The sequence below is a fragment of the Pseudonocardia xishanensis genome (assembly GCF_039541715.1).
Classification (GTDB): domain Bacteria; phylum Actinomycetota; class Actinomycetes; order Mycobacteriales; family Pseudonocardiaceae; genus Pseudonocardia; species Pseudonocardia xishanensis.
The window spans coordinates 80,259-99,040 of record NZ_BAABGT010000099.1; the positions used below are offsets into that span (position 1 = coordinate 80,259).

Below are 18,782 nucleotides of genomic sequence, written 5' to 3' on the forward strand. Positions count from 1 at the left end.
GCCACCCGTTCGGGGGCCACGTTCGGGCGAGACCGGGGCGGAGGGACCACCGACACCGCAGCGCACGAAGACGTTCGGTGCCGGCGAGCCGCGGTGCCCCGGTAGGCCTGAAGTCGCTCCCGGCCGGCGCGACGTTTCACCGGGCGGGCGATGATGAACTAGGTCACATCTTCACGCTCCGTGGCCACCGCACGGTCCTGCGCACGTCCTGTAACGACGATGGGGGACGTGTCGAGGAGCAGAGCGTGACCCTGGTACCGCCCGCCCCCAGCCGACCCGTCACCCGGATGGCCGACTTCACCTCCTTGTGCGCCGAGCGGGCCGACCGTCCGTTCCCCCGGCCCGCGGACCTCCACGACTGGTCGATCCGCGACGCACCGCAGTTCTGGCGCGCGCTGCTGGACTGGTCGGGCCTGCCGTGGTCGGGCTCGGCGGAGAAGGTCCTGGTCGGCGAGGACGTCGAGTCCGCCCGGTTCTTCCCGGACGTCATGCTCAACCACGCCGAGTGCCTGCTGCGCCCGATCCCCGGGGTGGACGACGACGCCCCCGCCCTGACGTCCCTGCACCGCGACCGGCCCGCCGAGCGCCTGACCCGCGGGCAGCTGCGCGACCGGGTGCGCGTCACCGCGACCGCGTTGGCCCGTCACGGGCTCGGAGCAGGCGACCGGGTCGTCGCGGTGGCGGCGAACAACGCCACGACCGCGGTGGCCGGGCTGGCCGTCACCGCCCTGGGCGCGACCCTCGCCACGGCGTCACCGGACGTCGGGGTGCCCGCCCTGCTCGGGCGCTTCGAGCAGGTGGACCCGAGCCTGCTCGTGCTGGACCGGACGCTGGTCCCCGGGGACGCGGACGCACTGGCCGCGGCCCTGGTCGCCGGGCTGCCCACGGTCCGCACGCTGATGATCCTGGACGACCTGGCCCTCCCGGCCGAATCCGCGGTGCCGGTGGTCCGGCTGTCCGCCCTCGTCGACGCGGCGGCGGGCGCTCCCCCCGCGGCGTGGCCCCGGCTCCCGTTCGACCACCCGCTGTTCGTCCTGTTCTCCTCCGGCACCACGGGGCCGCCGAAGCCCATCGTGCACGGCGCGGGCGGCACTGTGCTCGAGCACGTCAAGGAGCTCGCGCTGCACACGGACCTCGGTCCGTCGGACGTGCTCTACTTCCATGCCACCACCACGTGGATGGTGTGGAACTGGCTGCTCTCCGCGCTGGCGTGCGGCGCGCACGTCGTGACCTACGACGGTCCCATCCTCGGCCCCGACACGCTGTGGCGGATCGTCGCCGACGAAGGCGTCACGGTCCTGGGCACCAGCCCCGCCTACCTGCAGCTGTGCCAGGACTCCGGCTATCGGCCCCGGGACGGGTTCGATCTCTCCCGACTGAAGCGGGTGGCCTGCACGGGGTCGGTCCTGCACGAGTGGCAGTACGACTGGGTGGCCGAGGCGGTCGGCCCCGTGCCGGTGCAGTCCGTGTCGGGCGGCACGGACATCATCGGCTGCTTCCTGATGGGCCATCCCGAGCTGCCCGTGCGCAAGGGCCGCAGCCAGGTCCGCAGCCTGGGCATGGACGTCGCGGCGGTGGACGAGCTCGGCCGCGAGGTGGTCGGCGAGATCGGCGACCTGGTGTGCCGCAGGCCCTTCCCGTCCCGGCCGGTGGGTTTCCTCCGTGATCCCGCGGGCGAGCGCTTCCACCGGTCCTACTTCGTCGATCACCCCGGTATGTGGACGCACGGCGACCTCGTCGACTTCGACACCGACGGCACGTCCCGCGTGCACGGCCGGTCGGACGGGGTGCTGAACGTGGGCGGCGTCCGGATCGGACCCAGCGAGATCTACCGCACCCTTCGCGAGCTGCCCCAGATCCTCGAGGCGATGGCGGTGGAGCAGCGCGACCCCGCCCGCTCCGGCCCCACCCGGATGGTCCTGCTCGTCCGGCTCGCCGAGGGCGCGGTGCTCGACGCGGCGCTGGACCGCACGATCCGCCGGGTGCTGCGCGAGCAGAACTCGGCCGCCCACGTGCCCTCGCTGGTCGTGGCTGTCCCGGAGCTGCCGACCACCCACAACGGCAAGCCCTCCGAGCGGGCCGCCAGGGACGCGGTGAACGGCGACCGGGTCGCCAACGAAGCGGCACTGCGCAACCCGGAGTGCCTGGCGGTCATCAGCCGGGCCGTCCTGGAGCGGGGCGGCTCCGTGCCCGCGCCTCGTGCCGAGGCCACCCCCGAGGCGGCCCCCGCGGCTGCCCCGGTCTCCGTGGCCGCCCCCCGCTCGCCCGACGAGCTCGACGCGGTGGAGGTGGACGAGACCACGCTGCGCTCGGTCCTGGCCCTGCTGCAGGAGCACCTCAACCTGGCCGACATCCGTCCGGACGACGACTTCTTCGATCTCGGCGGCTCGTCGGCCCTGCTCGTGCACATCCTCGGCCGGGTCAAGGTCGGGCTGGGAGCGGACGTGGACATCCGGGAGTTCCTGGCCCGGCCCACGCCGGAAGGTCTCGCCCGCGCCGTCGTCTCGGCCCGCCGGGCCGGGTCGTCCACGGTGAAGCTGCTCCGCCCCGGACAGGGCAGGCCGGTCTACCTCGTCTGCGACGTGCTGGGCCAGCTCAACTCCTTCCACACGCTGGTGAGCAGGCTGGACACCGAGCGCCCGGTCTACGGCCTGGCTCCCGAGGTCTCCCGGGAGGACGGCAGCAGGCGCTCCATCGCCGAGGTCGCGCTGGACGTGACCGAGCAGCTGGCGCAGGCACACCCCGAGGGGGCGTTCTCGCTGCTGGGCTACTCGTTCGGCGGGCTGGTGGCCTACGAGGCCGCCCACCACCTGGCGGGGCGGGGCCGGGAGATCGCCTTCCTCGGCCTGATCGACGTCGCGTCACCCGAGGCCGTGCTCTCCCCCGCCGAGATCCGGGCGAAGCGCTGGTCGCAGCGGTTGGACAAGGTGAAGGTGGACGCCCCGGGCACGGCGGTCCGGTTCGCCAGGCGCAGGCTCGGTCGCCCTGTCGCGACCGACGTCCAGGGCGATCCGGAGATGGCGAGCTACCAGCAGGTCTTCGACGCGCACCTGCCCGCCCGCTACCGTGGCGCGGTCGTCTACTACGAGGCCCGGGAGCAGCTGCCGGTGATCGGCAGCCAGCTGGCCGTGTGGCGGCGGAGCGCGCCGAACATGATGGTCACGCCCATCCCCGGCAACCACGAGTCCCTGCTCGCCGAGCCCGCGGTCAGCGAGGTCGCGGCCCGGATCTCCGCCACCCTGCGCTGAGTGGGACGCAAGAGGCCCCGCAGGCCGTGCCTGCAGGGCCTCTCGCTCGTCTCGCGGGATTCGGACTCCTCGTCAGCGACCGAGCCGCCGCAGGAGCACGCCACGGGCCACGAGCGCCAGGAACGTCACGTTGGTGACGAGGTAGCGCTTCCAGAGCTTGCGCGGCTCGAGCATCAGCCGCCAGGCCCATTCCATCCCCATGCGCTGCACCGGTTCCGGTGCTCGACGGACGTACCCCGCCAGGACGTCGAACGCCCCGCCCACACCCAGGATCGCGGGGGTGTGCAGCTCCTCGCGGAGCCGTTCGGCCCAGATCTCCTTCATCGGTGCGGGCATCCCCATCAACAGCAGGTCGGCCCGTGCGCTCCGAATCTGCGCGGCGACGTCGTCGTGGTGTTCCGGACCGAAGTAGCCGTTGCGGCTGCCGACGATCCGCAGCCCGGGGTACCGGTCCCCGATGACCCAGACGAGCTCGTCCAGCCGCTCCTGGGTGGTGCCGAGCAGGAAGACCCGCAACCCGCGCTCCGCCCCGACCCGGAGCAGCTCCAGCATCAGGTCGACACCGGTGACCCGGTGCGGCAGGGGCTCACCGAGCCAGCGGGACACCCAGACCAACGGCACCCCGTCGGCGACCACCATGTCCGCCGCCCTGACCGCGGCGGTCAGCTGGGGGTCCTGGCGCATCATCATCAGGATGGCCACGTTGACCGTGACGATCGTGTGCGAGCGACGACGGTCCTGGCCACCCCAGGACAGCGTGCGCTCCACGGCTCCGGGCAGGTCGACCGTGTCGAACCGGCAGCCCATGAGCTCGACGGTGGCGGAGGGGTTCACACCCTCGTCCGTGCCGGTGACGTCCGTGTTCGCACTCATGATCAGACGAGGTGGAGGGTGCGGTCGCGGCCGGTGAGGATGGCCTGGGCGTAGAGGTGCCAGGCCCACTCGTAGGGCCGGGTCTCACGGTTCAGGACCAGCGCGGGCAACCGGTCCCCCGGCTCGCCCCGTCCCCGGCCCGCGAGCACACGGGCGTGCCGCGCGGTGCGACCGATCCGACCCGCCTCGATCTCGACCGAACGCCAGATCGTGCGACCCGGTTCGACCAACGACAGCCCGAGCTCGTTGCGTTCCTCCCACCCCGCGCTGAGCACGATCGGCGAGGCGAGGTCCGGCTCGTCCCCCCGCTCGCGCGCGGCGGCGCTGTAGGCGAGCAGGGCCATCGGCGCCATCGCGTGCTGGTGCACCGAGTAGACGGGGTAGCGGTCCGCGGTCGACCCGGTGCGCGAGTCGTACTGCCACCACCACTGACCGAGTGGGCCCTGCAGCTCGAGCAGCCGGTCGGCGAGGGTTCGCGCGCGAGCGTACGAGCCCGCCGAGTCGATCGTGACCGACGCGAACGACAACGCCTGCAGCGCGTAGATCTGGTCGGCGAAGTTGGCGATGTGCCTGCGCAGGCGATGGCCGACGGGCGCCCGCGTGGTGGCGTGCGGCATGAGGCCCGACCCCGCAGCGTCGAGTCGCTCGTGGATGTCCGTGAGCACCGCGTCCGCGAACTCGCGGGTGCTCGTCGCGGGCCTGCGCGAGTACTCGTGCAGGAGCCCCGAGAGCAGCCAGGACGCCTCCATCGAGGTCATGGTCCGGCTGAAGGAGCTGCGGTCACCGATGTCGAGTCCGGTCTCGCGGAGCAGCCGCTCCAGGTCGGCGTCCCCGTGCAGCGCGTTGGCCCACACCAGCAGACCGAGTCCACCCGGGTACGGCGTGGCGGCGAGCCGCGCGCGGGCCGCGCCCAGCGCGGCGGCCGGGGTGGCCCCCACGGTCGACCAGGCCGTGGCGTCCCAGCGGTCGACGCCGATGAGGCAGATCAGCGTGCTGGTGATCGCCTCGGTACCCAGCGTCGGCGCCCAGACCCCCGCACGCAGCTGACGGTCCCACAGCGCCTCGGCGGAGTTGAAGGTGTCCCGGATCCCCCGGAGGGAGAGTTCCGTGTGCCCGTCCACCCCCAGGATGGGCTGTCCCTCGTCCACGTTGCTTCCTCTCGACTGAACGGACACGAGCGCGGCCCCCCGCTCTCGGCTCACGGTGCGAACGGTTCCGGCCGATCGGCTCGACCCACCAACCACGCGATGGCCTGGGCGCCACGCTCGGCTGCGCGCCCGTCCCCGAACGGGTTCGGCCCACTCGGCCGCGCGAAGTCCCCGTCCAGGAAGCCCTTGGCCGCCACGGAGATCTCTTCGGGATCGGTCCCGACCAGGACCGCCCACCCGCTCTCGACCGCCTCGACGCGCTCGGTCACCTCGCGCAGCACCACCGTCGGGACGCCGAAGGACGGCGCCTCCTCCTGGATCCCACCGGAGTCCGTGAGCGCGAGCGTGGAGCGGGACAGGACGTGGCACAGTTCCGGGTAGGCGAGCGGACCGGTGGTACGGATCCGCGGGTGCCCGGCCAGGGCCGCCTCCACCTGGTCGCGGACCGCCGGGTTCGGATGGGTCGGCACGACCGCGAGCACGTCCGGGTGGTCGTCGACGACCTGCCGCACCGCGCTCATCACCCGGTCCAGCGGCTCGCCCCAGGACTCCCGGCGGTGGGCGGTGACCAGGACCAGCCGCCCGCGCCCGGCCTCGACCTCCCGCAGCACCTCGGCGACCCCGGGGTCCGACGGCGTGCTCCCCTGAGCCCGCAGAGCCGTGGCGATCACGGCGTCGACCACGGTGTTGCCGGTCAGCAGCACCCGGTCTGCGGGGAGACCCTCCCGCAGGAGCGCGTCCACCGCACGACGGGTGGGAGCGAGGTGGAGGTCGGCGAAGACGCTCAGCATCCGCCGGTTGGCCTCCTCGGGGAACGGCGCCGACAGGTCACCGGAGCGCAGGCCCGCCTCGACGTGGACCACCGGGACCCGGCGCCACATCGCCACCAGGCCACCGACCAGCGCCGTCGTCGTGTCCCCTTGCACGACCACCGCAGCCGAGTCCTCGAGGACCGGGTCCAGCTGGGTGGCCACCTGAGCGACGAGCTCGGGCTGCGAGCCGGTGGTGCGCGCCAGGTCGAGCCGGACGTCCGGCACGAGGTCGAAGGCCGCCAGCGCCTGGTCGACGGGGGCGCCGTGTTGCCCGGTGGCGACGATTACCGGCTGCAGAATTCCACTGTTCCGAAGCGCAACGGCGAGCGGTGCCATCTTGATTGCCTCGGGCCTTGTGCCCAGCACGAGGTGAACCCTCGGCAACGACATCGATTCTCCATGCACAGGGGGTGCGGCTGTGACTCCGCTGTGAACATCAGGTCATTCGCGGGGGAACCGGCCCGCGTTACCGGCGAATCGGCTGCCCGGCACGCCGACAGGGCGACGACCACCACGAAGTGGCATAGATCACTATTCGACGGCCCGAGCCCGGGCCGTCGATCGAGGCCGTCGACCACGGCCGGGCCACCCGATGGACTAGATTGACCCGGGCGGCCTGTGCCGCAGCCACATCGGGCGAGCGCGCCCGATGTCGACCGCAGAAGGTGCGCACTCACACAATGGACCGACGACAGTTCCTGTCGACCGCTGCCGTCGCAGGCATGGGGCTCGCCTCCCTCGGGTGCGCGAGCCCGGACACCGCGGCCCCGGCGACCTTCTTCGATTCCCTGCCCGGCTACAAGGGATTCAACCTGCTGGACATCTACAACGCGGGGCTGCCGTACAAGCGGTACGAGGAATCCGATTTCGACATGCTCGCGGAATGGGGATTCACCTTCGTCCGACTCCCCACCTCCTATCAGTTCTGGTCCTCGCCGGACCCGGCGCGCTGGATGACCATCGACCCGTTCGCCATCGAGGACAACCTCGTCCGGGCCGTCCAGCTCGGCGCGGACCGCGGCATCCACGTGAACATCAACTTCCACCGCGCCCCCGGTTACTGCGTGAACTCCCCCGCGGAGCCATTGGATCTCTGGACCGACTCCTACGCCCTCGAGGCCTGCGCCTACCACTGGGCCTATTTCGCGAACCGTTTCCGAGACGTGCCGCCGACTCAGCTGAGCTTCAACCTGCTGAACGAGCCGGGGGACGTGAGCGCGGAGGCCTACGACCGCGTCCACCGGCGGCTCGTGGCCGCCGTCCGGGACGTCGATCCGGACCGGCCGATCATCGTCGACGCGCGCGGCTGGGGGAACGACCCGGTCCCGATCGACTTCGGCCCGGACGTCGCGATCAGTGCCCGCGGCTACACCCCGCGCGAGCTGAGCAGCTTCGACGCCCCCTGGCTGGACGAGCGCTGGCCGACCCCCACCTGGCCGCTGCAGAAGTACGAGAACGACCAGCTCGTCACCGTCGACAAGGACTACCTGAAGCGCAAGGACATCGACCCGTTCGTGCGGGTCCAGCAGGCGGGCACGGCCGTGCACGTCGGCGAGTTCGGCGTGTACCGGGCAGCACCCCACGACGTCTCGTTGCGGTGGACCGAGGACTACCTGTCGCTGTGGCGGGACGCGGGCTTCGGGTGGGCGATGTGGGGGCTGTACGGGGACTTCGGCATCCTCGACAGCCAGCGGACGGACGTCGCCTACGAGGACTTCCGCGGGCACAAGCTGGACCGCAGGCTGCTCGAGCTCCTGCGCTCGCACCTCTGACCCCCGCCGCCGAGGCGGCCGGGAGCGTCCGGAGCGGACGACGGCCCCCGGCCGCACCGCGTCAGTAGGCGCCCGTCCCCCGCGTCACCGCGCCGATGGTCTTCCAGAGGATCAGGGCATCCAGCGCCAGCGTCCAGCTCTCCACGTACCGCAGGTCGAGGCGCACGGACTCCTCCCAGCTGAGGTCACTGCGCCCACTGACCTGCCACAGCCCGGTGAGACCCGGCTTCACCAGCAGCTTGCGCTGAGCCTCCCGCGAGTAGGTGGCCACCTCGGCGGGCAGCGGCGGCCGCGGTCCCACCAGGGACATCGACCCGGCGAGCACGTTGAACAGCTGGGGCAGCTCGTCGAGTGAGTACTTGCGCAGCACGGTGCCGACCCGGGTGATCCTGGGATCGTTGCGCATCTTGAACAGCGGCCCCGCCGCCTCGTTGGCCACGGCGAGCTCGGCCAGCAGCCGCTCGGCGTCCACCACCATGGTGCGGAACTTGAGGACGCGGAACTCCTGCCCGCGGCGCCCCACCCGGACCTGGGCGAAGAACACCGGGCCGCCGCCGTCCAGCTTGATCATGACGGCGATCGCGAGCAGCACCGGCGCCAGCAGCAGCAGGAGCAGCGCGGCCCCGACTCGGTCGATGCAGCCCTTCACGATCTTGGGTACCCCCGTGAAGACGGGCTCGGTCAGCTTGAGCAGCGGCAGCCCGTCGACCGGAGCGACGTGCAGCCGGGGCCCGGCGAACTCCATGAGCCGCGGCTGCACGGCGAGCTCGACGCCGCTGCCCTCGAGGTCCCACGAGAGCTGGTGCATCCGACGGTTGCTCCACCCGCTCGCGGGCGCCACGGCGACGACGCGGTACCCACCCGAGCGCGCGGTGAGGTTCACGGCCTCCAGGTCGCCCACCACCGGGACACCCTCGATCTCGGGCAGCCCACCGGGCCCCGTCCCCGACGGCGTACAGGCCCCGGTGACCTCCCAGCCGTGGTACGGGTCCTTGACCGTGCGGCGGATCAGGTCGAGGACCACGTCCTCGTCGCCGACCGCGAGCACGGGGTGCAGGCACCGCCCCACCCTCCGCAGCCGGTGGAGCCGCTGCCGCAGCACGTACCGGCCGATGATCGCCAACAGGCCGGCCGCCGGAATCGCCCCGAAGACCCACTGCCGGGTGCCCGGGGCGCCGAGCAGCAGGCCCACCATCCCGAGGACCACCGCGCCGGCGATGATCGCCCGCAGCAGTCGGCTGAACTCCTCCGAGCCCTGGCCGAGGATCCGAGCGTCCCAGCTGCGGGTCGCGAAGATCGCGTAGAGCTGGCCGAGCACCGTTCCCACGGCGAGCAGCGCGACCACCGAGGACATCTCGAACGTCCACAACAGACCCGTGGCGAGCCCGATCCCGACCGCGCCGAGCACGGAGAGGGTGTCCGACGTCACGACGGCACGCTGGTAGCGGCGCTCCCACCGCGGCGTGCGACTCCGAGCCTCCGGGCTCCGCCGACCCGGGGCGGGAGCCGTCGGCTCCCGCTGGGTGGGGATGGGTGCCGCCTGCGACGGCGGGGGGCCCTGTCCGATCTCGCTGCTCAGCGCGACCACCGCCGGACCTGGGAAGGGCGATTCATCGGGCACCGTCCGTAATCGTCTGGCCGCGTGCGCCCCTTCCAGCCCCCGAGGACACACTCCATGCACACACGACCAGACTCGTCATTTCAGATGACGCCGTTACTCCTTCAGGCCCATGATCTCGGCGGTAATCTGCTGGTTACGCACCCAGCGTGATGGAGATCTCGGTCGCTACTCCGAATGGTGCACCTGATTGGTCTAACGTGCCGAGGATGACGCTGAGCGATCGGACGACGACGGCGCCGCGGCAGTCTCCCCGACGACGCCCTGGGCGGGCACGAGCGACGCCCTCGGTACCACCTCGAGCAGCCGGTGGTGGGCATCGGCGATCTTCCGGTGCCCGTAGACCGAGGGATGGCAGCGATCGGCCAGGGTCTCGCGCGCGAAGTCGACCAGGCCGTTCAGGCGCACGTAGCGGGCGTTCGGCCGCGCGGCGATGAGCTCCTGCTGCAGCGACTCCACGACCTCGAGGTTCCTGCGCGACCGAGGGTAGAGAACGGGGTTCACGAACCCGACCCCGGCCACGATCACAGGCCAGCCCCTCAGCTCCATGGCATCCAGGAACGTGTCCAGCTCACGCCGATACTGCTCGTGCGGCATCCGGGGGCGGCCGCCGCCCAGCCGGATCGTCAGGTTCTTGACCGCGATCTTCGCCACGGTCGTGCCGACCTCACGGGCACGCTTGCGCGGGTCCGCCGAGTAGAAGGGCCGGGCGTCGAGGCCCACGACGCCCTTCCAGTTGTCGGGACCGTGGGCGTCGATGATCTGCTCGACGGCCTTCCGCGGGTGCAGCAGGCTCTCGGTCTGCCCGGTGCTGATCAGCACCAGGTCCGGCGCGAACTTCTCCAGCCGCGGGACCAGCGCGGTGCACTCGTCGACCCGGCGGCTGGCCTTGGCCTTCATCAGGATCGCCTCGGCCTGGAGGTCTCGGGCCAGGAAGCGGGGGTAGGAGTTCTCGCGGACCCCCAGCCCCGCGGCGAGGCTGTCGCCCAGCACGGCGATGCGCGGGTTGGCCGGGATCGTCAGTGGGGTGTCGGCCATGCGGCCTCCTCCTCGTGTGTCGAAGGTCCGCCGCCCGGAGCAGACGGGGATCTCCTGAGAGGTCGACGGTGGGGACGCTTCGTTATCAAGACCGCCCCGCCGCCCGTTACCGGGTTCGGGCCGCGAGGGGCTCCGGACCGGCATACTGGCCGTCGAACCTCCGGCCGGTTCTCGCAACGCTGCAGCCGTGGCGCCGCCCGTGCGCCGCCCCGCCGGGCCGCCGACATCCTGGGGGAAGCAGCATGCACGTCCCGTTCCGCCGACGTCTCGCCGCCGCGTGCGGCGGGATGGCATTGCTGGTCGCCTCTGGGTGCGCGGCCGCGGGCACGGGCCAGGTCGGCAACACCGCGTCGACCGTTCCCGTGGTCGCCCCCACGCCCGAACCGGTCCGGCTCGATCCCGGCAAGGGGCTCTACCTCTCCCTCGGGGACTCCTACGCCGCAGGCACCAACCCGCGCAGCTACAGCTCGGGCGAGACCAGTGACTTCGCCTTCCCGAACCAGATCGCCTCCCGGGTCGACGCGACCGGCACGCCCCTCCAGCTGGTCAACCTGGCCTGCTCGGGAGCCACCTCGCAGGACATGGTCGGCGCGGCGGGCTGCGCCTCGAACCTCATGGGAGCGGACAGCACCCCGTACCCCACCGAGCCGCAGCTCGCGGCCGCCGAACGGGTCCTCACCGCGAGCGCGGGAAACGTCCGGCTGGTGACGGTCGTGATCGGCGGCAACGACCTGACCCGCTGCCTGAGCGACACCCACGCGTCCGGAGACTTCCGCACCAACCCGGCGACCACGGCCTGTCTGCAGACCGCGACGGAGACCCTGCGCGACAACCTGACCGAGATCCTCGCCCGCGTGCGCGCGCTCGTCGGACCGGAGGTCCCCGTCGTCGGGCTCACCTACCCGGACTCCTACCTCGGCCTGTACACCCGCACGGAACCGGGCTACCGGGACTACGCCCGCGCCTCGCAGCAGCTGTTCGAGACACAGCTGAACCCGGTGCTGGCCCGGGCCTACGCCGCCGCGGGCGCCGAGTTCGTGGACATCACCCGGCTCACCGGCGGGTACGACGCACTCGACCCGACCCCGGACGGCACCATCCCGCCACCCGTCCAGACGGTCTGCCTGCTGACCTACATGTGCTCGGACGAGGACGTGCATGCCACCGAGGCGGGCCACACCTTCATCGCGGACCAGGTCCTCGCCCTCGCCCCCCTCGGATGACCACGGACCGGCTGTGCGGCCGGACCACCCGGGCACGGCCTACGGCGGGATCTCCCGCGGCGAATCGTGGAGGGCGCACTCGCCCGCGCCGTCCGGCAGGCTCGTGGTGCGCCTCCGTTCAGCGTGGGAGCCCGGGGAGCTCGTCGGGGAACGGACCGTGCGACGAGCGCCCCGCATCCTCTCGTCAGGCCGCCACGCTGAGCCAGGGTTCCCAAGCCGGGTGAGGTTCGACTGCCAGTACCAGTACCCCGCCGGCAGCCCTGCTCGGCGGCTTGGGAGCCGTCTCCAAGGTCCAGCCCAACTCCTCCAGCAGCTTGTCCGCCTTCTTGGAGTTGCAGGCCTTACAGGCCGCGACGCAGTTCTCCCACGAGTGCGCCCCGCCGCGGCTTCTCGGAATGACGTGGTCGATGGTGTCCGCCTTCTTGCCGCAGTAGGCGCAGCGGCGCAGGTCTCGGCGAAGGACGCCGGCGCGAGTCATGGGCACCGCGCGGCGGTAGGGGACGCGGACGTAGCGGGAGAGGCGCATCACGGACGGGGCGGGGACCGTGAGGTTCTCGGAGTGGAAGGCCGCGCCCTCGAGAGCGGCCTGGACACACTCGGCCTTGCCGGCGAGCATCAGAACGATGGCACGTTTAGCCGTGACCACGGCCAGGGGTTCGAAGCTTGCGTTGAGGAGCAGCACCCTGGCGCCTGGTGGGAGCGCGGCAGGCATCCCTGTTGCGGCACTCCCGTTCCCCGCTGCCTCCTCCCCCGGCCCGGGGACGGCGGCGAGGATCTGGGGTTGTCGGTCCGGCACGCGACCACCTCCGTCGGCTTGAGGTAAGTCGACCATACGAGAGCCGGGTTACGCACGTGAGAATCCTCGATGGATCCTTTCCGTCGCCGCCCGATTCCCCGGGGTCGGTCGGTCGGCCCGGACCCCTGGGCCACGCCCTCACGGCAGCTGCCGACCCGACTCGGGGGACCTCCCGCACACGAGCTGGTGGACGCCCGCTAGGGTCTCGTAGTCCGCCGAGACCCCGACCTGTCGACAGTCCAATCCGCCGTTCTGCGTGCCCACCACGGACAATGCGATCTTCAGCTCCGGGGCCGCCACGGTGCGGATCGTGGCCTCCCCGGTCAGGGTCGTGGTGAGCAGGACAGCTGCGGTCGCCATGCCCGTCGCTGCCAGACCGGCGGTGGCGAGCCCGTCGATCAACCCGGTCCGTCGGAGGTTGCGGGTCTGGGGGAAGCGGCGCGTGCTCATGGCGAGTTCCTCATGGAGGGTAGGGCTGGGGCGGGAGGCGCACGGCCAGGGACCGACGTGTCGGCCGAGGCTCCCGGCGGGCCTGCGTGGGCCGGCCCGGGTGACCAGGTCAGTCGGAGAAGGTCAGCGAACCGGTGACCGGGCCCGCGATGGCCGCGGGTGCCGCCGTCAGGAGCACCTTCGCCTCGTCGGTGGCGCCGGGCGCGATCGACGCCGGAGGGACCGTTGACCGGTGCGGGTCCAGCGGCGGCGAGGTTGGCGTCCGTTCGGCGCAACCTCGGTCGGCGCGGTTCACCGGACCGTCGGGATTCTGGAGCGATCGCTCAGGTAGTGTCGAATCCATGTGGTTCTGGCTGGCCGGAGCGATCCTGGCCGAGGTGACGGGGACGGTAGCGCTCCGCTTCTCCGAGGGCTTCTCGAGGCTCTGGCCCTCCGTGGTCGTGGTTCTCGGGTACGGCACCGCGTTCTTCTCGTTGTCCCAGGCCCTGGCCCGCGGAGTGCCGATCGGGGTGGCCTACGGGATCTGGGCGGCGGTGGGGGTGGCGCTGATCGCGCTCATCGGGGCCCTGTTCCTGTCCGAGCCGCTCAGCTGGGTGCAGGTGGGCGGGATCGTGCTCGTCATCGCCGGGGTGTTGGCGTTGGAGCTCGGGCGCGCGGATGTCGCCTGACGGGCGGCGCGCGAAGGGAGCGCTGCGCAGGCGGGCGCTGCTGGAGGCGACCCTGCGCGTCGTCGGCCGGGAAGGGGTCGCGGCCGTGTCGCAGCGGGCGGTGGCGGCCGAGGCGGACGTCCCGCCCAGCGCGGTGCTCTACTACTTCCCGTCGGTGGACTCGCTGCTGGTCACCGCGCTGCGCGAGGTCAACGACCGGTACTGCGCGGAGCTGGCCGCGGTCACCTCGCTCGCCGACCTCGCGTCCCACGTCGCCCGGTGGGCGACTCAGGACCGCGATCGGGTGATCGCCGAGTACGAGCTGTGGTTGCTCGCCGCACGACGTGCGGACCTGCGAGACGAGCTCCGGCGCTGGGACGACGCCGTCGACGCGCTCGCCGCGCGGCTGGCCCCGGAACGCGCGGAGGTGCTCGCCGCGGCCCTCAACGGGCTCTACCTCCGCGCGGCGACCGTAGGGACCACCCACACGGACGCTGCACGGGTGTTCGACGCCGTCGTCGTGACCTCACCGTCATCAAAGCTGGGGAAGTCTGGGCACTGAGGGTTAACAGCCGCCTACCCGTCAGCGACCATTCCCCTGGAGGACTCCTCGCCGTGAGTGCGGCGAGGTCGCCCCGATCGGCCCACCGCCCCGATCGGTGCTCGAGCGGCCCGCCTGGTCACAGGCGGGCCGCTCTCACGTCCGGACCGTGTCCAGCGCTCCGAGCACATCCGCGACCAGGTCGTCGGTGTCCTCGATCCCCGCGGACAGCCGCAGGGTGCCCTCGGGAACGGCATCCCCCCACCTCGCCCGTCGGTCGGCCGAGGTCTGCACCCCGCCGAAGCTCGTCGACGAGACGACCAGGCGGGAGGCGGCGAGGAACTCGTCCACCGCCGTGATCGAGGGGAGGGTGAAGCGCAGGACCCCGTTCCAGCGCCGCATCTGCTTCGACGCGATGGCGTGGGACGGGTCGGTGGACAGGCCCGGCCAGCGGACGTCGGACGCGGTGGGGTGCGAGAGCAGGGCCTGGACCAGGGCGTGGGCATTGCGGGCCTGGCGTTCCAGGCGCAGGTCCAGGGTGGTCAGGCCCCGGTGGGCGAGCCAGACCTCCATCGGGCCGGGGATGGCGCCGCCGCGGGTGCGGGCGGCGCGGACCTGGGCGGCGAGGGTCGGATCCGCGCAGCTCACGTGGCCCAACACGACGTCCCCGTGGCCGGAGATCGCCTTGGTGTCACTGGAGATCACGAAGTCCGCGCCGAGCGGGAGCGGGCGCTGGCCCAGCGGGGTGGCGGTGGTGTTGTCGACGGCGACCCGGGCGCCCGCGGCGTGCGCGGCCTCGGCGATCGCACGGATGTCGCAGACCTCCAACCCGGGGTTCGACGGGGTCTCCACCACCACGAGCGTGGCCCCGGCGAGCGGCGGCAGCGACCCCGCCGTCGCGTACTCGCGGACCTCGACGCCCATCGGCGCCAGCTCCTCGGACGCCACGAGCCTGCCGATGTAGTACCCGTCGCTCGGCAGCACCACCGCGGTCCCCGGCCGGGCGCAGAGCCGCATCACGGTGGACAGCGCCGCCATGCCCGACGAGAACGCGACGGCCTCCCCGCCGTCGAGCGCGCCGACCGCCTGCTCGTAGGCGGTCCACGTCGGGTTGCCTGCGCGGCCGTAGAAGTACTCGGGCAGTGTCGAGGTGCCCAGGTGGAAGGTCGAGGACAGCACGGGCCCCGGGTGCACCGGCTCCCCCGGCTCCCCGCCCGCACCCCCGATGCACCGCGTCCCGTCCCCCGCCATCAGCCCCGCCCCTCCACAGCCGCACGAAAGTGCCGTTCGTGCGCCAGGTCTGCACGAAAGTGCCGTTCGTGCGCTAGGTCCGCACGAGAGTGCCGTTCGTTCACTCGGCCCTCGGTGCGCGGGAGATCAGTTCCTTGGCCATCTCGCGTGCGCTGTAGCCCTCGTGGCACACCCGCCGCACCGCGTCGGCGATCGGGAGCTCCACCCCGTGCCGCTCCCCCAGCTCGCAGATCGACACGCAGGACTTCACGCCCTCGGCGACCTGCCCGTGGTTGGCCGCCTCGGCCTGCGCAAGCGTCTCCCCCCGGCCCAGGTGCTCGCCGAAGGTCCTGTTGCGAGACAACGGCGACGAGCACGTCGCCACCAGGTCGCCCAGGCCCGCGAGGCCGGCGAAGGTCAGCGGGTCGGCGCCCAGCTCGGCGCCCAGCCGGGACGTCTCGGCCAGCCCGCGGGTGATCAGCGAGGCGCGGGAGTTGTCCCCCAGCCCCATCCCCGCTGCGATCCCCACGGCCAGCGCGATCACGTTCTTGCCCGCCCCGCCCAGCTCGCACCCGACGACGTCCGTGTTCGTGTACGACCGGAAGTACTCGTTCGACGTGGCCGCCTGCAGCTCCACCGCCCGCGCGTGGTCCGAGCAGGCGATCACCGTGGCCGTCGGCTCCCCCGCGGCGATCTCGCGCGCCAGGTTCGGCCCCGAGACGACCGCGACCTGGTCCGCGGGCACGCCCGCCACCTCGGCGACCACCTCGCTCATCCGCTTCAGCGTGCCCAGCTCGACGCCCTTGGCCAGACTCACCAACGTCCGCCCCACCGGGAGCAGCGCCTTCCAGTCCGCCAGGTTCGACCGCAGCGTCTGCGACGGCACCGCGAGGACGACGGCGTCGACGTCCGACAGCGCGGCGGCGGCGTTGGTCGTGGCGGAGATGGTCTCCGGGAGCGTGATGCCGGGCAGGTAGTCCGGGTTCTCGCGGCGCTCCGCGATGGCGGCGGCCACCTCGGGCCTCCGGGCCCACAGCACGACCTCCCGGCCGGAGTCGGCGACGACCTTGGCGAACGCCGTCCCCCACGAGCCCGCGCCGAGGACGGCGACCCGCTTCAGCTCGGTCACTGGTCCGCCCCGCGGCGGTAGAACTCCGTGGGCGCCTGCTCCCCGCGGACCTCCGCGAGCAGCTCCCGGCAGCGGGCCATCATCAGGTCGGTCACCTCGCGCAGCAGGGCGGCGTCGATCGGTCTGTCCCGGTACGCCGAGAGGTCCAGCGGCGCGCCCGCGCGGAGTGTGATCGTGGTGCGCGGCAGCGGCCGGAACCGCTTGTTGTAGTGGTCGTACACCTCGCGGGTGCCCCAGTGCACGAGCGGGATGACCGGGACCTGCGACGACAGCGCGAGCCGCGCGGCCCCGGTGCGGGAGTGCATCGGCCAGCCCGCGGGGTCCCGGGAGATCGTGCCCTCGGGGTAGATCACCACGACCTTGCCCTGCTGCAGCGCCGTGACGCCGTCCCGCAGGCTCTGCTGGGCGTCCGCGGAGTCCCGGTAGACCGGGATCTGCTCGCTGCCGCGCAGCACCCGTCCGAAGAACGGGACCTTCCACAGCGACGCCTTGGCCAGGAACCGCGGCACCCGCCGGGCGCTGTAGGTCCACAGGGCCGTGAACATCGGGTCCAGGTAGGAGATGTGGTTGGCGACGACGAGCGCGCCGCCGTCGGCGGGGAGGTGCTCCCGCCCCTCGTACCGGGGTCGGCCCACCGCGTACGACGCCGGATAGAACACCGCCGCCGACAGGTTGACCCAGAACCCACCCTTCTCGCGCGTCACGACGCCGATCCTTCCCTGTGATGCCGGGCGCGGTCCACCTGGCCGACGCCGAAGTGGAACGATGCGGGAGTGCGTGCCGGACTGGTGGTCCCCGTGAAGGGGCTCGAACGCGCCAAGACGCGCCTGCGCGGGGCGGCGGACGGGGGCATCGGCGACCCCGAACGCCACGCCTCCCTCGCCCTCGCCCTGGCGCTGGACACCCTGGAGGCCGCGGCCGCCGCCACGCTGGTCGCCGAGATCGTCGTGGTGACCGACGACGCGCGGGTCGCCACCGAGCTGACGTCGATGGTCGGCTCCGCACGCTTCGCCTCCGCCGGTACGGGTGTTCGGATCGTGCGGGACGAGCCGGCGGGCGGGCTCAACGCGGCCCTGCTCCACGGCGCGGGCGCGCTCTCCCCGAGCCTCCCCCGCGCGGCCCTGCAGGCCGACCTCCCGGCCCTGAAGCCCGCCGAGCTGGACGAGGCGCTCTCCTGCCCGGACCGCGCGTTCGTCGCCGACGCGGCCGGGATCGGCACGACGCTCCTGCTGGCCCCGGCGGGCACCCCGCTGGACCCGCACTTCGGCGGCGCCTCCGCCGCCGCCCACACCGCCTCCGGCGCCCGCCCCCTCCCCGGCGCCCTCCCGGGCCTGCGCCGGGACGTGGACACCGAGGCGGACCTCGCCGAGGCGTGTGTCCTGGGGGTCGGGATCCGGACGAGCGGGCTGCTCGTCTGTCGCTGAGCGAGCGGCCGTCGACCCGTTCCGTCGAGGCCGCCCGCCGGCTATCCTCGAGGTCGGAGACCCCAACGGCGCGGTGACGACGTCGTTGGGGAGGTGGTTCGGTGGAGATCCCGGCGCAGGCCGCTCGGCACCCACGATCGGTCGGCGGCGCTCCCGTGCCGCGGCACAGCTCGGCGCGCCTGGTTCACCAGCTCATCCGGTCGTCGATCAAGTCCGGGCTGCTGCGCGAGGGGGACGCGCTGGCCGAGCACACCCTCGTGGAGCAGTTCCAGAGCACCCGCGCCTCGGTGCGGTTCGCCCTGCAGCTGCTGGCGGACGAGGGTCTGGTGAGCCGGCGGCGGCGCATCGGCACCACGGTGCAGGGCAAGTCGGTGCAGATCCCGATGCAGGACGTCACCGACTCGCGGACCAGCGGCCCGCTGGAGTACCGCCTGATCCGGGACGACACCTTCCCCGCCCACGGGCTGATCCTGCACCGGATGCCCACCGACCGCTCCCAGCTGCGCATGCTGGAGTACGTGATCAGCAGCGACCACGTCCCGATCGGGACGTTGGTGGCCTTCCAGGTGGACCCGAGCCACGACATGTTCGAGCACAAGCCCGCGGTCGACGACATCGCGACGACCTTCGAGTCGATCTACGGGAGGCCGTTCGGGCGGATGGAGACCTGGATCGACGCCGTGGGCGCCGACGAGCAGACGGCGGCCCTGCTCGGGGTCAGCCCGGGAGCGGGGCTCCTCGTCCGGGACCAGGTCCTCGCGGACGCCGACGGCGTGATCCACGAGTTCGCCTACGCCCACTACCGGGCCGACATGGTGTCGTTCCACTCCTGA

17 protein-coding genes are annotated in these 18,782 nt (G+C 72.4%); 7 read left to right on the forward strand and 10 right to left on the reverse strand.

Annotation, left to right across the window (positions count from 1 at the left end; translation table 11 throughout):
* Window positions 1–245 precede the first annotated feature (245 nt).
* On the forward strand, window positions 246–3,248 hold the full coding sequence (locus ABD993_RS30050; RefSeq protein WP_345425983.1) for an acetoacetate--CoA ligase: 3,003 nt from the start codon (window positions 246–248) through the stop codon (window positions 3,246–3,248).
* A 72-nt stretch (window positions 3,249–3,320) separates the two neighbouring features.
* Here ABD993_RS30050 and ABD993_RS30055 read toward each other — a convergent pair whose 3' ends face one another.
* From ABD993_RS30055 to wecB, 3 genes are read right to left on the reverse strand one after another with little or no spacing between them, the layout of a single operon-like run.
* Entirely contained in the window at window positions 3,321–4,121 is an 801-nt protein-coding gene (locus ABD993_RS30055; protein ID WP_345425985.1) for a WecB/TagA/CpsF family glycosyltransferase, read from the reverse strand.
* Window positions 4,122–4,123: 2 nt separating this feature from the next.
* Window positions 4,124–5,269 carry a hypothetical protein gene (locus tag ABD993_RS30060; RefSeq protein WP_345425987.1) on the reverse strand — a complete coding sequence of 382 codons (1,146 nt, stop codon included), beginning with the start codon at window positions 5,267–5,269 and terminating at the stop codon, window positions 4,124–4,126.
* A 50-nt stretch (window positions 5,270–5,319) separates the two neighbouring features.
* Window positions 5,320–6,417, reverse strand: a complete 1,098-nt coding sequence (gene wecB, locus ABD993_RS30065) for a non-hydrolyzing UDP-N-acetylglucosamine 2-epimerase (protein ID WP_425569182.1) — start codon at window positions 6,415–6,417, stop codon at window positions 5,320–5,322.
* A gap of 344 nt (window positions 6,418–6,761) precedes the next feature.
* Here wecB and ABD993_RS30070 point away from each other — a divergent pair, with 344 nt between their 5' ends.
* Complete coding sequence (locus ABD993_RS30070) at window positions 6,762–7,853, forward strand: glycoside hydrolase family 5 protein (RefSeq protein ID WP_345425990.1); 1,092 nt, start codon at window positions 6,762–6,764, stop codon at window positions 7,851–7,853.
* 61 nt (window positions 7,854–7,914) lie between these two features.
* Here ABD993_RS30070 and ABD993_RS30075 read toward each other — a convergent pair whose 3' ends face one another.
* Both ABD993_RS30075 and ABD993_RS30080 read right to left on the reverse strand, forming a co-directional pair.
* Window positions 7,915–9,282 (reverse strand): sugar transferase, encoded by a 1,368-nt coding sequence (locus ABD993_RS30075; RefSeq protein ID WP_345425991.1) that lies wholly within the window; start codon window positions 9,280–9,282, stop codon window positions 7,915–7,917.
* Window positions 9,283–9,666: 384 nt separating this feature from the next.
* Window positions 9,667–10,509: an SGNH/GDSL hydrolase family protein gene (locus ABD993_RS30080; RefSeq protein ID WP_345425992.1), complete on the reverse strand. Its 843-nt coding sequence runs from the start codon at window positions 10,507–10,509 to the stop codon at window positions 9,667–9,669.
* 242 nt (window positions 10,510–10,751) lie between these two features.
* Between ABD993_RS30080 and ABD993_RS30085 the strand changes: the two genes are divergently transcribed.
* On the forward strand, window positions 10,752–11,732 hold the full coding sequence (locus tag ABD993_RS30085; RefSeq protein WP_345425994.1) for a GDSL-type esterase/lipase family protein: 981 nt from the start codon (window positions 10,752–10,754) through the stop codon (window positions 11,730–11,732).
* 184 nt (window positions 11,733–11,916) lie between these two features.
* On the opposite strand, the gene ABD993_RS30090 is transcribed toward ABD993_RS30085, so the two are convergent.
* Both ABD993_RS30090 and ABD993_RS30095 read right to left on the reverse strand, forming a co-directional pair.
* Window positions 11,917–12,528: an HNH endonuclease gene (locus ABD993_RS30090; RefSeq protein WP_425569183.1), complete on the reverse strand. Its 612-nt coding sequence runs from the start codon at window positions 12,526–12,528 to the stop codon at window positions 11,917–11,919.
* Between the two features lie 138 nt (window positions 12,529–12,666).
* A complete protein-coding gene (locus ABD993_RS30095) occupies window positions 12,667–12,978 on the reverse strand; it encodes a hypothetical protein (RefSeq protein WP_345425996.1) in 312 nt (103 codons plus the stop codon).
* A 341-nt stretch (window positions 12,979–13,319) separates the two neighbouring features.
* Between ABD993_RS30095 and ABD993_RS30100 the strand changes: the two genes are divergently transcribed.
* Window positions 13,320–13,646, forward strand: coding sequence for a DMT family transporter (locus ABD993_RS30100; RefSeq protein WP_345425997.1), 327 nt, complete (start codon window positions 13,320–13,322; stop codon window positions 13,644–13,646).
* Complete coding sequence (locus ABD993_RS30105; RefSeq protein ID WP_345425999.1) at window positions 13,636–14,187, forward strand: TetR/AcrR family transcriptional regulator; 552 nt, start codon at window positions 13,636–13,638, stop codon at window positions 14,185–14,187. The genes ABD993_RS30100 and ABD993_RS30105 overlap by 11 nt, the downstream gene beginning before the upstream one ends.
* A gap of 135 nt (window positions 14,188–14,322) precedes the next feature.
* On the opposite strand, the gene ABD993_RS30110 is transcribed toward ABD993_RS30105, so the two are convergent.
* The 3 genes from ABD993_RS30110 to ABD993_RS30120 all read right to left on the reverse strand — a co-directional run bounded on the left by ABD993_RS30110 (window position 14,323) and on the right by ABD993_RS30120 (window position 17,229).
* A complete protein-coding gene (locus ABD993_RS30110; protein WP_345426001.1) occupies window positions 14,323–15,417 on the reverse strand; it encodes a cystathionine gamma-lyase in 1,095 nt (364 codons plus the stop codon).
* A 100-nt stretch (window positions 15,418–15,517) separates the two neighbouring features.
* Entirely contained in the window at window positions 15,518–16,516 is a 999-nt protein-coding gene (locus ABD993_RS30115; protein WP_345426177.1) for an NAD(P)H-dependent glycerol-3-phosphate dehydrogenase, read from the reverse strand.
* 5 nt (window positions 16,517–16,521) lie between these two features.
* On the reverse strand, window positions 16,522–17,229 hold the full coding sequence (locus ABD993_RS30120; protein WP_345426003.1) for a lysophospholipid acyltransferase family protein: 708 nt from the start codon (window positions 17,227–17,229) through the stop codon (window positions 16,522–16,524).
* 93 nt (window positions 17,230–17,322) lie between these two features.
* Between ABD993_RS30120 and cofC the strand changes: the two genes are divergently transcribed.
* Together cofC and ABD993_RS30130 are read left to right on the forward strand one after the other, a co-directional pair.
* Window positions 17,323–17,949, forward strand: coding sequence for a 2-phospho-L-lactate guanylyltransferase (gene cofC, locus ABD993_RS30125; protein WP_345426005.1), 627 nt, complete (start codon window positions 17,323–17,325; stop codon window positions 17,947–17,949).
* Window positions 17,950–18,050: 101 nt separating this feature from the next.
* The gene (locus ABD993_RS30130; RefSeq protein ID WP_345426007.1) at window positions 18,051–18,782 is read left to right on the forward strand and encodes a GntR family transcriptional regulator; all 732 of its coding nucleotides are present in this window, start codon (window positions 18,051–18,053) and stop codon (window positions 18,780–18,782) included.